Genomic DNA, 13,547 nt, shown 5'->3' with positions numbered 1-13,547 from the left:
AAAAATGAATACTTATGCAACAACAACAAGTTTAAACTTTAATCTTAATCCCAAATTCCGTCTTCACATTTGCCCTGCACTTTTACGTTTTTTACCTTAAACTCAGGCTCTATGCCTTTGTCTCTTTGTGCGTGGTAGTCGTTAGTAACAGACAAAATAGTCGGTGTGAGTAGTATAATAGCGATTACGTTTACTACTGTCATTAACCCTAGAGCAATATCAGCTAAATCCCATACTTGTTTTAAGGTGGCTGATGCGCCCCACAACATCATTGATAAATAAAGCAAAGTATAAATACTGCGCCCTACTTTGTTATCGAGCTTAAATAAGTGGAGGTTACTTTCGGCGTAGGCGTAGTTAGCAACTACCGAGGTAAAAGCAAATAAAGTAATGGCAGCGGCTACAAAATACACGCCGCCTTGCGCTAAGTGTGAGGTCATAGCGCTTTGTGTTAAGCGTATGCCTTCCATTTCACCGCTTATATCTACATCGGCCAATAAAATAATAACCGCAGTACAACTGCACAATACGATGGTATCGAAAAACACCCCTAACATTTGTATGTAGCCTTGTGTCGCTGGGTGGTTTGGCATTGGACTGGCACTAGCCGATGCATGCGGCACACTTCCCGCGCCAGCCTCATTAGAATATAAACCGCGTTGTATACCATTTTTAATGGCTGCACCCATGGCGCCTGCACCAGCTTCTTGCAAGCCAAACGCTGATAAAAATATATCTTTAAGCATGGCAGGTACTTGGGTGAAGTTAATCAGTGTAATTACTACAGCAACAAGCACAAACACGATGCCCATAACAGGTACTACTCGCTCGGCAAATCGGGCAATGGCTTTAAAGCCCCCTAAAATAATAGAGCCTGCTAAAAGTGTGATCACAACACCTGAGTAAAAAGTGGGTATTTCAAATGCGTAATTGAGTGCATCAGTAATGGTGTTGGTTTGCATGGCGCTAAAGGTAAAGCCGTAACCTAAAAATAAACAGGCGGCAAACACAATAGCAAATGCACGACTGCCTAAGCCTTGTTGAATATAGTACGCAGGGCCACCTCTGAATTCGCCATTGCTGTCGCGAATTTTATATACCTGGCCTAAAATACTTTCTGCAAATCCGGTTGCCATGCCCAGTATAGCAATGACCCACATCCAAAATATGGCGCCGCTACCACCGAGTGATATTGCTACAGCCACTCCGGCTAAATTACCTGTGCCTACTCGGGCACACAGCCCCGTACAGAGCGCTTGAAATGATGAAATATCGTTTTTATTACACTTACTACTGCCTTTTAGCAGGCTAAACATGTGCTTAAATTTAACTAGTTGAATTGCTTTTAAGCGTACTGAAAACCATATTCCGGTAAATAGGAGAATGTAAATAAGTACTTGCCCTTCGCCCCATAAAAGGCCATTGACACTTTTTACTACTGTTTCAAACATCACCCGTCCTTTATTTGTTATTTTTATATCCGCTTGCTTCTACATTTATATTTTTAGGTGTTTAAAACAATAAACGCACTGCACACCATGTGAATTTTATTTCAGTTATCATGAATATAAAACCACATTCACACCTTATCGTTTTTTATAAAAAAATCAATAATATATTTGTAGCTTCAAACGACGCAGCACTAAGCCTTGCGTTAAAATTATACGACCTCTTATATTTCCAACATAAGAATAGTACGCTTTGTTAAATTTTGTGCAGGGTTAGTCGACTCACAGTGAGTTTATGAACTGAGATTGGTGGTTGAGTTATGATGCTAGACTGGTTTTATTATTAATATGATGCGTTACAGTGTGGTAATTACGCTAGCTTGAGTTGTTTTAGTTTGATTAGTATTTTTTATTAATCCGTTAAAATTACAGGCTAAGTTTAACGCCAAAGCAATATACAGTAGGTGCATATTGCTTTGCATGCGACTTGTTAATTAGCGCTATAAACGCCCTAGTGGCTAGCTTACATTGCGTATTTCGGCTCACTGAAACGGTTTAACTCAGTATGATAGTTTTTTAAATAATCACGACCCGCTTTCAAGCCTAATTTATGATCAAATCTGAGGTCATCATTAGAGCTGCCTAACAATTTGCTATGTAGTTTTTCGTTAGCAAAAATTTGAATAATTTCAGTATCATCTGGGGGATTAGCAATAAATTCAAGCTCGTCTAAGTACGCTTGTTCATGTTGTAACAAATAGTCGAGAGTTTTTGGGCAATATCCCGAAGCACTCGCAAGTGTTCTCAATTTTTGAACCCATGCAGTTTGCGCTTGAAAATTCTCATCAACGGTTCTTATTACCACGATTTTTCGTGCGCCACGGTTATAAGCTTCGCGTACAGGCAATGGCGCAGCTAAGCCCCCATCTAAATAAAAATCTTCATTCGATTGCTCTGCAGCTAAATGTGCTTCGTTTGCCGCTTTTGAGCCTAACCAAGGAGTGAGTTGAACACCTTGTTTATACAAAAAAGGTAAAGCACTTGACGCTTTTAATAGTTCTCGCCAGTGTTTACCATCGCCAGTAGGAGATAAATAATACGGTTTACGATCACGCGCATTGGTTGTAGTGATCAGGAGTTCTCTATCACCAAGGCTATTTTTTGCCGTTTTAAAGTCTAATGCTCTATTAACCTCAGTGGTTTTTTCGAAATACCAATCTAAGTCAACAATGTGCTTACCCATTAGGCCTCGACCTAACTGAAAAAAACGTTTATGACGCGAAAGCCCTCTGATCAAGCGTTTTGCGTAGCCTTTTTGACGCGCTAAATAACTGGTTAAATTTTGCGAGCCAGCAGACGTGCCTATAAATAAATCAAACGGGTCGTAATTTTGCTCTAACCACGCGTCAAGTACACCGGCTGTAAATATCCCTCGCTGCCCTCCACCTTCAGCAATCAATGCAGTTTTAGGGTGCATAGGCTTATTGAATGTGTGTGGAGCAACATTTATTTGAGATTTCACGGTGTACCTCTTAGTTGTTAACTTAACGGAATATGGTTTTATTTTAACGTGCTTGATTAAATCCTTAAAACAGATTAATTGAATCAGTTCGATTGAAAATATAAATCATTTATTTTTACTCAATCTTTACTCGATTCTCTATTTGGTTATTAGTGTAACTATGGTTGCGTGTACGCTTGCTTAATAAACAGCTTAATTCTTTATTTCCATTAGTATTTTTAACGCACGATGACGTTTTTCATCGTCATATAAATCGTTGGTGAATATAAGCTCATCGACCTCTAATTGGTTCACGATCATTTCTAATTTGTGTTTAATACTCGCTGGCCCACCAGTAACACTTAATCCTAAAAAGCTCTCAACATGAGTACGCTCTTGTTCGCTCCACAAGCCTTCCATTGTTTCAACTGGGGGCTTTAACCACAACTCATCGCCTCTGATTAACGACAGTACCCGCTGTTTTGAAGTTGTTGATAAGTATTGTGCTTCTTCATCTGTATCGGCAGCCACTAAAGGTAATGCCAACATTACATAAGGCTTAGCTAATACATTTGATGGTTTAAATTCTCGTTTATATAAGGCTATTGCATCATGTACAAAACGCGGTGCAAAGTGCCCCGCAAATACATAGGGTAATCCTTTTTGCGCTGCTAACTGGGCACTAAATAAACTTGAGCCTAAAAGCCAAATAGGCACATTAGTGTTTTCACCGGGTATTGCTCGTACACGCTTAGCTCCCTCGTATGGGCCTAATAGTGTTTGTAACTCGCTCACTTCATTAGGAAAGTTTTCAGCGCGGCTAATGTCGTTATTTAAGGCGCGACTGGTCACCGGATCGCTACCTGGGGCACGCCCTAGCCCTAAATCAATTCGACCAGGATACAAACTCTCTAAGGTGCCAAATTGCTCAGCCACAACTAAAGGCGCATGATTAGGTAACATAATTCCACCCGACCCTACGCGTATTTTTTTAGTGTTGCCGGCTATGTGCCCTACTAAAATTGAAGTGGCGGCACAAACAATCCCAGGCATATTATGATGCTCGGCTAACCAAAAACGGTTAAAACCTAATTGGTCTGCTTTTTGTGCGTAGGCTGTACTTTTGTTTAAGGTGTCACTAACCGTGGCCCCTTTTTGCATAGGCGCCAGTTCAAGTAATGAAAAAGGGATAGTTGATAACAAAGTAGCATCTCCAAATTAAATAGCGATTTATGACGTGCTAGCCATAAATAATAAATCTAAAGTAAGAGATGGGTGTACATTACACCAATTCAAGGCAGCTTATCTTGAAACGCTAAGGTGTTGCGATTGAGTGATAACAAAGTTAGCTATTTTTAGCTGCAGCTTGTTGGCGGTTTAGTTTATAGGCTTCTGAATCAAGGCCTTTTTTCCAATAACCCGATGAAACAATTTGACTGCGAGGTATCGCTAATTCATCAGTTAATACGGTTTTTGCTTTGCGTACTAATCCGGCCTCTAGTGCCATAAATACAATAGGTTGTTGCTCACTAAGCGGCACCGATTTTAATGCGTTTATCACATCTGTATCTGGTTTATGTGTTATTAACCAAGTTACATCTCGCGGCGACTCTAAGCTGATCACATCATCGTTTGTTGGTGCATGAATAACCGCGTCAATTTTTGCGTTTTTAGGCAGTTGTTGCACGTAGCCTTTAATTGCATTAACCGAAGTTAAATCGCCAAGTAGTATGTAATGTGAGTGTTCATAATTATCAAGCTTTTTAGGGCCTGGTCCTGCTATACCTACCTCATCGCCTACTTTTGCTTTTTTAGCCCAATTAGTTGCCGGACCTTGGTGCATATTAATTACAAAATCGAGGGTAAGTGCGCCGGTGTGCTCATCAACATGCCTTATAGTGTATGAACGCATACATGAAGTTTTAATATTATAATCAACGCGGCCATTTTGCGGAATAAGCACCTTTACGTAGTTACCAATATATTGAGCGTTCAAGTCGTTAAACTCATCGGAGCCAACAATAATGCGCTGTAAATGTGGGGTTATTTGCTCTGTGCTTAATACTGTTGCTTTGCGTACTTTTTTACCCATATAAATTTACCTCATTAAAAAAGATGAATTGCACAACGCCCCATTGGTTGATAAAATCAACTATATCAATTTAATTGACTTTGTCAACCATCATGGATTCCCTATGCATATCTCATTAGCCAATACATTATTTGCTTTAATGCAAAATTATCGCGTTACCATACGCGAAGCGATTAATGCGGGCGAGCTTGGCTTAAACGCAATGCACGTACGTTGCTTTCATATTATTGCAACAACAACTCAGTGCACTGCTAACGATATTGTTAATCAGACCCAGCGCGACAAGGCCCAAATAGCACGCTTAGTGAAAGAGCTAATCGCATTAAAGTTAATTAACAAAGATGCCAGTGAGCACGACAAGCGCTGTTTTATTTTGTCATTTACCTCTGAAGGTCGCTCGCTTTATGACAAGCTATTAGCCGCCGAGCAGCAAGTAAATGCGCAAATGTGTAAAAACTTAAACCCACAGCAAATCAATGACTTTTTACATACTGCCCAACAAATGATCAAAAACATGGATTGATCTACCATTCATTACTTGGCATAACTGATACAAAACGCATATACTGTACACTTATACAGTACATGCGTTTTAGGTTGTGTTATGTTTGTTATTCCCATTTATATAGAGGCCGGTGTTTGCGGGTTTGAATCGCCTGCAGCGCAGTATAGTGAGTTAGGGATATCACTTGACGAGCTATTAATAAAACACCCAGATGCTACATTTATTGGCGTTGCATCAGGGTGCTCTATGCAAGAAATTGGTATTTTTGAGGGCGACTTACTGTTAGTTGACCGTGCAGAGATTCCTAAAGATGGCGATGTTATTGTGGCGAACTTAAATGGTTTATTTGTATGTAAGTTGCTAGATAAAACCAATGCGCGGCTGCTCTCGGCTTCTGCTGCTTATAAACCCGTGCAATTAACCGAGTCTGATGAATTTCAGCTTGAAGGCGTGGTAACTCGCTCAATTAGGTTACATCGGCAAAGCCCTGAGATACTTTCATGTATGCCTTAGTTGATGCGGTTGCTTTTTATGCCAGTGCTGAAAAGGTATTTGACCCCGCAATTCGTTCAAAACCAGTAGTGGTGCTTACCAATAACGATGGCTGCGTATGTGCGGTATGCCCTATTGCCCGTAAGCTTAATATTCCTAAATTTGGCCCCTATTTTAAAGTAAAGCAATTACTAGCAAAACATCAGGTGGTGGTGCGCTCATCTAACTACGAACTATACGCTAATTTAAGCGATAGAATGATGAACGTTATTGCTCGCTTTTGTGATACCCAGCATATTTACAGTATTGACGAATCGTTTTTGCACTTTAAAGGCTATCAGCCATTAATTACTGATTGGCACCACTACGGACAGCTAATTAGACGTACAGTATGGCGCGAAACCAAACTCCCTGTTGGAGTTGGCTTTGGGCCAACACCGACCTTAGCCAAAGCCGCGAATCATGCTGCTAAAAAGCTAACTGGCTTTAATGGGGTTGCCGTGATTGATGATGAAGCAAGCCGACAAACTATTTTACAGCAAATGCACTGCCAGGATGTATGGGGAGTGGGCAAACGTTTAGCTAAAAAACTGGCGCTAATGAATATTAATACCGCATGGCAACTAGCTCAGCAAAGTCCAAAAACAATTCGTCGCCAATTTAGCGTGGTGCTTGAGCGCACAATTAACGAACTCAATGGCATTACCTGTTTAAACTGGGATGATGTTCGCCAAGACAAACAAGCTATTTTTTCAACGCGTAGTTTTGGCCAGCGCCTTAACGATCCTGATGCAGTGAGAACCGCATTAATAAATCATGCCAGCGTGGTTGCACAAAAATTAAGAGCGCAACAGTCGCTCACTCATCGTATTTATATTTTTGCCGCCAGCTCGTCACATGAGCAAGCCTTTTATAAAAAGTCAGCTATGCATCAATTTGATCCGCCCACTAACGATACCCGTGTTATAGCAAGTGCAGTATCAAAGAGTTTTGAGCAGATATATCAGCCGGGTATTCGTTTTTATAAATGTGGAGTGGGTGCATTAGAGCTTAGCCCACAGCAGTTTCAACAACATACTTTATTTGAGAAACAAACCGATAACCCGCAGTTAATGGGCTGCTTAGATGCGATAAATCATCGCTTTGGGAAAGGAATGCTTAGCGTAGCAAGCAGCCAACTAAATGAACGCTGGCATATGAATAGAGCTTTTTTATCGCCGCAATACACAACACGTTGGCGCGATATTCCTAAAATACAGTGTTAGTCAGCAACTTTAATAAATTCGCATTCTACACTTGGGTTATCTAAGGTGTATTTAAGGGTGTTATCGGTTAAAAAAGTAATAGATTGTTTAATGGTTCTTTCGTGAATTGGATTATCACATCGGCTCATACGTAAACCATTTTCGAGGCCATTAGTTTTGTATTTAAGTGAGCTGGTAATAAAACAATAATTAGGCTTTTGAATAGTACGAGTGCCATTATGTAATGAGTTAAACAAAATCTCTTTACCTAAGCTAAAACCTTGCTCAGGATCTTCAGGGTTATTAAATTGCAATCGACTATTAGTGCACAAACCCGAGTTACTTGAGGTAACTTCGTAGTTACCCAGCTTAGTTTTTAACAGTGGGATAAAACGAGTTTTATTACTTGGGCCTGCCACTGCATAACAGCTAAAAAGGCTTATGGTAAGTAAAACCAGTGTGAAACATTTCATTATAAGCTCTATCCTCGTGTATCAACCATGATCAAGCAATGTGACAATGCCTTAGCTATTTCTAACTATAACAGAGATTTACTATAAAAGATGCGAAGTCGTTAGGTTATGAACTGCCGCGCAAAAACTAAATTAAAATACGTAGCTAACAACAAATACGATTAATCTAGGTGTAAGCTTTATTATCTAAAGGAGGAAGTAAAATGCATTACCTGTGATTAAGTAATGCATTGATAATAAGCTGAGTTTATTGCCAGTACTTAGCAAATAATTGCGGGTAATTTTGTTTTAAAAACTTAGGTTTGTCTTTAAAGCGCTTACCTTTAGGTTGTTCAAGTCCTGATGGGATAAAGGGTAACTCATCGTCGTTACGTTCTTCATATAACAAACCTGCAATTAGGTCATACTCATCTAAATACGGATAAGGTTGCTCGTTTAAAAAATAAAGCGGCGTGCACTGAGCGAGGCTATCTGGGTTTTCTAGTGCAGCTTTAAATGCGGCTTCACCACGAGAAATTAACCAACAACGAAATTCTGAAAAACCATATTCATCATTACAGCCCGCCATAACAAACGCGGCACCAAATAAATCCCAGGTATAACTTTGACGCATACAAATACTAAACTGCTTATCAAATTCAATTAATTGCTCATCTGATAAATCACTCAGTGCCGACTTAAGCGATTGGCACACTGAATCAGGCTCTGCGGTTTTATCTTCCACTGTAACCAGTCGCCAAAAATCAGTTAAGGTTAACTCACTCATGCAATGATCTCTTTTACCCGACCCACTTGGCCGTCTTCTAATTGTACTTTTATTCCGTGCGGGTGATTAGGTGACTTGGTCAATAAACGCGACACAATACCATTGGTTAAAGTACCACTGCGTTGATCTTGTTTAAGCACAATATTAACCTCTGTGCCTGGCGTTATTTGCGAGCGTGTTGGAACGGCCATATTTAATCTCTATTACAATTTTTTGCGATTATAGCCTGCTTAATAGAATCTCTCCATATTAAAGCTTTTACTAAGACCATAAATGCCAAATACAGCTTAAAATGAGGGATAATCAAACAAAAACACAGTACCGATTTTTACTGCTTAAGAAATGAAATAGCATTGTTTTTTATATGAATATTTAAACTAGCTAATGCATTACAAATAAGCTGCACAATGTAATCTAGCTGGTTATTTTGTTTAGCCTGCTCTAGTGCAATATCATCAATAAAATAACAACTTACAGTAAACTTAGAAGGTAAATTGTTTAAATCAACCGAGTGAGTAAGAAAGCTAAAGCCCTCAACGTTATCTTTTATTTGCTCGCAAGCCAGTGTTAATTGCTGACGAATACGTTTATCTAGCTGCTTTTGGGTTTTGGTCATGGTTTATTACTGCTCGGCGATTTGTTGTTTTTTGAATTCTTTGTAGCTGTCTTGTTGTTGTTTAACACATTCATGGTATTCCTTGTCGGCCATATGACTGCACTCACCTAATCGGGCTGATTGAATTTCATGATAGCGGCTATCGCTGCTACACCCTGCTAACACTACGATTACAGATAACGAAAGTAGATACTTTAAGTTATTATTTAACATTCAAAATTCCTTATATTTTCACCGGAAAACTACTAATTTTCGTTACTTTTGCTGTATATTGCACTGGTTTTATATTTATAACCGTTAAGGGCACGTTATGATGTTGTCGCAGTTACAAGAGCTGTTCCAGCGTATCGATAAAAGTAAATTATTTCAATCATTTGTTATTGCAGTTATTGTGGTTTCTGCACTGACCGTGGGTGCACATACCTATTCATTACACCCTACTGCTGAGCTATTTCTACATTGGATGGATATAGGCATTACGGTGTTTTTCTTAATCGAATTGGTTATTCGTTATATTGCCAGTAAAGGGATCAAAGACTTTTTCTCCAAAGGCTGGAACATATTTGACTTCATTATAGTGATAGGTAGTTTATACCCTGCGGCAGGCTCGACTATTTTTATTGCTCGACTACTACGCATTTTCCGCGTACTACGTTTAGTGTCTATGATCCCAGAGCTGCGCTTATTAGTGAACTCACTAATAAAAGCCATCCCGCAAATGGGCTATATCGCGCTGCTAATGTTTGTGATTTTTTATATTTATGCTGCCACAGGTAGCATGTTGTTTGCTGAAATAAACCCAGTACTGTGGGGCGATGTGTCTATTTCTATGCTTACCTTGTTTAGAATCGCCACCTTCGAAGATTGGACCGACGTGATGTACGAAACCATGGCGGTATACAAATTAAGTTGGATTTTTTACTTAACCTTTATCTTTTTAACTGCATTTGTATTCTTAAATATGATGGTGGGGGCTATTTTAGAAGTAATGAGTGAAGAGCATCGCAATGCACGAGAAGAGCAAGCCGATACAGACTCACTGCCCGCAACCCAAGGCCAAGTAAACGAATTGAAAGCACAACTGGCAGAGTTAAAACAATTACTCAAAAATAAGTAGCAGATTGAATAGGGCAAGTATGCACTTGCCCTATTGTTTATACTTTAAACTTACCTACTAAATCAGTTAATATCGATGAAAGACGACTCATTTCATTGCCATTCTCACTGGTGCTAACAGCAATATCACTCACCTCATCAGCCGAGTTTTTAATTTCTGTCACATTTCGATTGATGTCTTCAGCGACGTGTTGCTGCTCTTCAGCAGCGGTGGCTATTTGCGTATTTAAATCACTAATATTAACAATAGATGCCGTGATCTCACTAAACTGTTGTTGCGCAGAATGCGCAAGTTCTACAGTTTTATTGGTGGTTTCTATGCTGCGTTCCATGTCTTTAGAGACTTTAGAAGACATCGTGCGTAACTTATCAAGCTGCGATGCTACTTCTTCGGTCGACTCTGCAGTACGTTGTGATAACGCACGAACTTCATCAGCAACCACTGCAAAACCACGCCCATGCTCACCAGCTCGCGCAGCTTCAATTGCAGCATTCAATGCTAGTAAATTAGTTTGCTCTGAAATGCCACGAATAACGCTCAAAATCGACATAATATTTTCACTTTCAGTATCGAGTTGAGTAATGTCTGCTGAGGCATTATTTATTACATCACAGAGCTGCACCACACTTTCTACGGTTTGTGTAATAACCGATTGCCCTAAATCTGATGCTTGTTGTGTTTGAACCGCTAAATCGGCCGCATTCGCACAACTACTCGACACTTCATTAGCAGTGGCAGCCATTTCATTAATAGCCGTTGCCGCCATTTCTAAAGCTTGTTGTTGTTGGCTAGTAGAGCTTGTTAGTTGAGCTGCTTGTGATGATGTTTGCGATGAGGTTTTACTAACATTTTGTGCGCATTCATTAATTTGTTTCACCAGCTCACTGATCAAATTTAAAAATAAGTTAAAGCTGGTGGCTAATTTAGCGGTTTCATCTTTTGTTTTTATTGTTAAGCGCTGGGTTAAATCACCGCCGCCTTGCGATATTTCAGTTAAACCATCGCTCACCTCAACAATTGGAGCAGAAATAAGTTTAGAAATATAACTCGCTATCGCAACAAATACGGCAATTAATATCGCGCTAATAATTAAAATGGTGTACGCCATCGCATTGGCCGCACTCATTACCTCAGACTTCTCTACCACCCCAATAAACTTCCAACCTAAAATGGGAGACGTATAAATATTGGCCATATACTGTTTTCCATCAATATCTACATCAAACAGGCCTTTGCTATTTTTAGCTAAATCGGCGTATTTAGCCCCCTCAATATCTGCTAGGTTTTTGAATCGGTAATCTGGGTGTTTCACATCCACCAGCACACTGCCGCTGTCTTCAATCAACATTAAGTAACCTGTTTCGCCTAATTTAATATCGGCAATAATATCGGTAAGCCCGCCCAATGAAACATCCATCCCTTGAGCACCAATTAATTCACCGTTATCAATAATAGCTTTAACCGTGGACACAATCACTAAATCATCAGCAGCCCAGTAATACGCATTAGTACGGGTTGTTTTACCGTTCGCTTGTTTAGCTGTTTTGTACCATGGGCGCTGACGAGGATCATAATTGGCGTTTACGTTTCCCATTGGCCATTGAATATAACCACCTTGTTCATTCCCCATGTAAATATAAGCAAGCCCAGGATGCGTCTCGCCAAAATGATTAAATAAACTGTAAGCAGCTTGCTCCGTCGGACTTTGGTTAGGGTGATCAAGCATTACCTTAGTGCCAACATTCATATGCGTTTTTATGTTTTCACGGGCATTTTTAATCGTTTGGTGGGAGGCTAAGTAGTCCACGTTTTTAGCAATTTCAGCAAAAAACATAGTAATTGCATTATCAACTTGGCGGGCTTCACGTTCACTTAACTGAGAAAAATTATCAAGTGCTTGCTCTCTGGTTTGGGAAATAACTAAAGCAGCTATAATTAATAACGGCAAGGCAATTGCAGATGCAAAAGAGAGCTTTAATTTTTTTGATATATTCATGAAGTTAACCTCTAAAAACACTCTTAAGAATATAGTGTGACTAAAAGGGTTGAGCAAGAAATAATATGAGAATGTTTCGAAGAGGCAATAAAAAAGGTTAGCAATTTGCTAACCCTTTAACTTGATGAACTAGAAACTTACTCACCGTCTACAATAATTCGTAGCATCCGGCGAAGTGGCTCCGCTGCACCCCATAAAAGCTGATCGCCCACGGTAAAGGCGCTGATGTATTTTGGCCCCATAGCGAGTTTACGAATACGACCAACAGGGATACTCAGCGTACCGGTTACTTTAACTGGTGTTAAATCGGTACTGGTAATGTCGCGCTGATTAGGAATAACTTTAACCCACTCATTGTGCGAAGCTAAAATTTCTTCTATTTTTTCTACACTAATATCTTCACGTAGTTTAATTGTCATCGCTTGGCTATGACAGCGCATTGCACCAATACGTACACATAAACCATCTATAGGCACAGGCTGTTTAGATGAGCCTAAAATTTTGTTGGCTTCTACTTGCGCTTTCCATTCTTCTTTTGATTGACCGCTTGGCATAGGCACATCAATCCATGGGATTAAGCTACCTGCCAGTGGCACACCAAATTGGTCTTGTGGCAAATCACTCGATGCCATTTTTTCGCTGACTATTTTATCAATTTCTAAAATAGCTGAACTTGGATTATCTAATTGCTGTGCGACACTTGCATGAATAGCCCCCATTTGGGCAATAAGCTCTTTCATATTTCGCGCACCGGCGCCCGACGCAGCTTGGTAAGTCATTGGGCTTACCCATTCAATTAGGTCGTGCTCAAATAAACCACCCAGTGCTAGTAGCATAAGTGAAACCGTGCAGTTACCACCTACAAAGGTTTTAACGCCTTGCTCAAGCCCTTGTTCAATGACATCTTTGTTAACAGGGTCTAGTACGATAATACTGTCGTCGCTCATACGCAGCGCAGAGGCTGCATCTATCCAATAGCCATCCCAACCCGATTCACGTAATTTTGGGTACACCGCATTGGTATAATCGCCACCCTGACAGGTAACAATAATGTCCATTTTTGCAAGTTCAGAAATATCACTAGCATCTAAAAGCGGTTTAGCTGGACCTGCTAACTCTGGGCCAAGCTGACCTGCTTGTGAGGTGGTGAAAAAGGTGGTGTCGATATGTGCAAAATCATGTTGTTGTTTCATTCGCTCTAGTAATACTGAGCCTACCATGCCGCGCCATCCGACTAATCCTACTTTTTTCATTGTTTGTTCCACTATTTGATTCATAAAAGGAGCCTATACATTAA

15 protein-coding genes are annotated in these 13,547 nt (G+C 40.0%); 4 read left to right on the top strand and 11 right to left on the bottom strand.

Annotation, left to right across the window (positions count from 1 at the left end):
- Positions 1–44: 44 nt before the first annotated feature.
- The 4 genes from CWB78_RS15110 to CWB78_RS15095 form a co-directional block, all read right to left on the bottom strand.
- Complete coding sequence (locus tag CWB78_RS15110; RefSeq protein ID WP_138596304.1) at positions 45–1,451, bottom strand: alanine/glycine:cation symporter family protein; 1,407 nt, start codon at positions 1,449–1,451, stop codon at positions 45–47.
- Positions 1,452–1,971: 520 nt separating this feature from the next.
- Complete coding sequence (locus CWB78_RS15105) at positions 1,972–2,925, bottom strand: patatin-like phospholipase family protein (RefSeq protein ID WP_171040352.1); 954 nt, start codon at positions 2,923–2,925, stop codon at positions 1,972–1,974.
- A 237-nt stretch (positions 2,926–3,162) separates the two neighbouring features.
- Positions 3,163–4,152: an LLM class flavin-dependent oxidoreductase gene (locus CWB78_RS15100; protein ID WP_138570553.1), complete on the bottom strand. Its 990-nt coding sequence runs from the start codon at positions 4,150–4,152 to the stop codon at positions 3,163–3,165.
- Positions 4,153–4,294: 142 nt separating this feature from the next.
- Complete coding sequence (locus tag CWB78_RS15095; RefSeq protein ID WP_138596300.1) at positions 4,295–5,041, bottom strand: siderophore-interacting protein; 747 nt, start codon at positions 5,039–5,041, stop codon at positions 4,295–4,297.
- A 103-nt stretch (positions 5,042–5,144) separates the two neighbouring features.
- Between CWB78_RS15095 and CWB78_RS15090 the strand changes: the two genes are divergently transcribed.
- From CWB78_RS15090 to CWB78_RS15080, 3 genes are all read left to right on the top strand, one after another.
- Positions 5,145–5,564, top strand: coding sequence for a MarR family winged helix-turn-helix transcriptional regulator (locus CWB78_RS15090; RefSeq protein ID WP_054201569.1), 420 nt, complete (start codon positions 5,145–5,147; stop codon positions 5,562–5,564).
- Positions 5,565–5,645: 81 nt separating this feature from the next.
- Positions 5,646–6,059 (top strand): translesion error-prone DNA polymerase V autoproteolytic subunit, encoded by a 414-nt coding sequence (gene umuD, locus CWB78_RS15085; RefSeq protein ID WP_010388819.1) that lies wholly within the window; start codon positions 5,646–5,648, stop codon positions 6,057–6,059.
- Positions 6,047–7,303 (top strand): Y-family DNA polymerase, encoded by a 1,257-nt coding sequence (locus CWB78_RS15080; protein ID WP_138596298.1) that lies wholly within the window; start codon positions 6,047–6,049, stop codon positions 7,301–7,303. The genes umuD and CWB78_RS15080 overlap by 13 nt, the downstream gene beginning before the upstream one ends.
- Here the strand turns inward: CWB78_RS15080 and CWB78_RS15075 are convergent.
- The 5 genes from CWB78_RS15075 to CWB78_RS15055 all read right to left on the bottom strand — a co-directional run bounded on the left by CWB78_RS15075 (position 7,300) and on the right by CWB78_RS15055 (position 9,350).
- Entirely contained in the window at positions 7,300–7,755 is a 456-nt protein-coding gene (locus CWB78_RS15075) for a hypothetical protein (protein ID WP_138596296.1), read from the bottom strand. The two genes, CWB78_RS15080 and CWB78_RS15075, sit on opposite strands and share 4 nt — an antisense overlap.
- A 247-nt stretch (positions 7,756–8,002) precedes the next feature.
- The gene (locus CWB78_RS15070; protein ID WP_138596294.1) at positions 8,003–8,521 is read right to left on the bottom strand and encodes a DUF4240 domain-containing protein; all 519 of its coding nucleotides are present in this window, start codon (positions 8,519–8,521) and stop codon (positions 8,003–8,005) included.
- On the bottom strand, positions 8,518–8,712 hold the full coding sequence (locus CWB78_RS15065; RefSeq protein ID WP_008468098.1) for a YwbE family protein: 195 nt from the start codon (positions 8,710–8,712) through the stop codon (positions 8,518–8,520). Before CWB78_RS15065 ends, CWB78_RS15070 begins: the two co-directional genes overlap by 4 nt.
- A gap of 137 nt (positions 8,713–8,849) precedes the next feature.
- Complete coding sequence (locus CWB78_RS15060) at positions 8,850–9,137, bottom strand: hypothetical protein (protein ID WP_054201572.1); 288 nt, start codon at positions 9,135–9,137, stop codon at positions 8,850–8,852.
- 6 nt (positions 9,138–9,143) lie between these two features.
- Positions 9,144–9,350 carry a hypothetical protein gene (locus CWB78_RS15055; protein WP_010388825.1) on the bottom strand — a complete coding sequence of 69 codons (207 nt, stop codon included), beginning with the start codon at positions 9,348–9,350 and terminating at the stop codon, positions 9,144–9,146.
- Positions 9,351–9,450: 100 nt separating this feature from the next.
- On the opposite strand from CWB78_RS15055, the gene CWB78_RS15050 reads away from it, so the two are divergent.
- Complete coding sequence (locus CWB78_RS15050) at positions 9,451–10,254, top strand: ion transporter (protein WP_010388826.1); 804 nt, start codon at positions 9,451–9,453, stop codon at positions 10,252–10,254.
- Positions 10,255–10,291: 37 nt separating this feature from the next.
- Here the strand turns inward: CWB78_RS15050 and CWB78_RS15045 are convergent, their stop codons facing one another.
- The gene (locus CWB78_RS15045) at positions 10,292–12,250 is read right to left on the bottom strand and encodes a methyl-accepting chemotaxis protein (protein WP_054201573.1); all 1,959 of its coding nucleotides are present in this window, start codon (positions 12,248–12,250) and stop codon (positions 10,292–10,294) included.
- A gap of 137 nt (positions 12,251–12,387) precedes the next feature.
- Positions 12,388–13,527: an aspartate-semialdehyde dehydrogenase gene (gene asd / locus CWB78_RS15040; protein WP_138570559.1), complete on the bottom strand. Its 1,140-nt coding sequence runs from the start codon at positions 13,525–13,527 to the stop codon at positions 12,388–12,390.
- Between the last annotated feature and the right edge of the window lie 20 nt (positions 13,528–13,547).

The sequence above is a fragment of the Pseudoalteromonas sp. S1612 genome, assembly GCF_005887175.1.
GTDB classification, from domain to species: domain Bacteria; phylum Pseudomonadota; class Gammaproteobacteria; order Enterobacterales; family Alteromonadaceae; genus Pseudoalteromonas; species Pseudoalteromonas undina.
The sequence above is the reverse complement of the archived record's forward strand: the minus strand, read 5'-3'. Positions and strand labels throughout refer to the sequence as shown.

Bases quoted from the DNA above. Each gene is read 5' to 3' on its own strand.
- CWB78_RS15055 (WP_010388825.1), bottom strand. From the start codon at position 9,350: ATGTTAAATAATAACTTAAAGTATCTACTTTCGTTATCTGTAATCGTA.
- CWB78_RS15090 (WP_054201569.1), top strand. From the start codon at position 5,145: ATGCATATCTCATTAGCCAATACATTATTTGCTTTAATGCAAAATTAT.
- CWB78_RS15075 (WP_138596296.1), bottom strand. From the start codon at position 7,755: ATGAAATGTTTCACACTGGTTTTACTTACCATAAGCCTTTTTAGCTGT.
- asd (WP_138570559.1), bottom strand. From the start codon at position 13,527: ATGAATCAAATAGTGGAACAAACAATGAAAAAAGTAGGATTAGTCGGA.
- CWB78_RS15105 (WP_171040352.1), bottom strand. From the start codon at position 2,925: ATGCACCCTAAAACTGCATTGATTGCTGAAGGTGGAGGGCAGCGAGGG.
- CWB78_RS15070 (WP_138596294.1), bottom strand. From the start codon at position 8,521: ATGAGTGAGTTAACCTTAACTGATTTTTGGCGACTGGTTACAGTGGAA.
- CWB78_RS15045 (WP_054201573.1), bottom strand. From the start codon at position 12,250: ATGAATATATCAAAAAAATTAAAGCTCTCTTTTGCATCTGCAATTGCC.
- umuD (WP_010388819.1), top strand. From the start codon at position 5,646: ATGTTTGTTATTCCCATTTATATAGAGGCCGGTGTTTGCGGGTTTGAA.
- CWB78_RS15065 (WP_008468098.1), bottom strand. From the start codon at position 8,712: ATGGCCGTTCCAACACGCTCGCAAATAACGCCAGGCACAGAGGTTAAT.
- CWB78_RS15050 (WP_010388826.1), top strand. From the start codon at position 9,451: ATGTTGTCGCAGTTACAAGAGCTGTTCCAGCGTATCGATAAAAGTAAA.
- CWB78_RS15060 (WP_054201572.1), bottom strand. From the start codon at position 9,137: ATGACCAAAACCCAAAAGCAGCTAGATAAACGTATTCGTCAGCAATTA.
- CWB78_RS15095 (WP_138596300.1), bottom strand. From the start codon at position 5,041: ATGGGTAAAAAAGTACGCAAAGCAACAGTATTAAGCACAGAGCAAATA.
- CWB78_RS15110 (WP_138596304.1), bottom strand. From the start codon at position 1,451: ATGTTTGAAACAGTAGTAAAAAGTGTCAATGGCCTTTTATGGGGCGAA.
- CWB78_RS15080 (WP_138596298.1), top strand. From the start codon at position 6,047: ATGTATGCCTTAGTTGATGCGGTTGCTTTTTATGCCAGTGCTGAAAAG.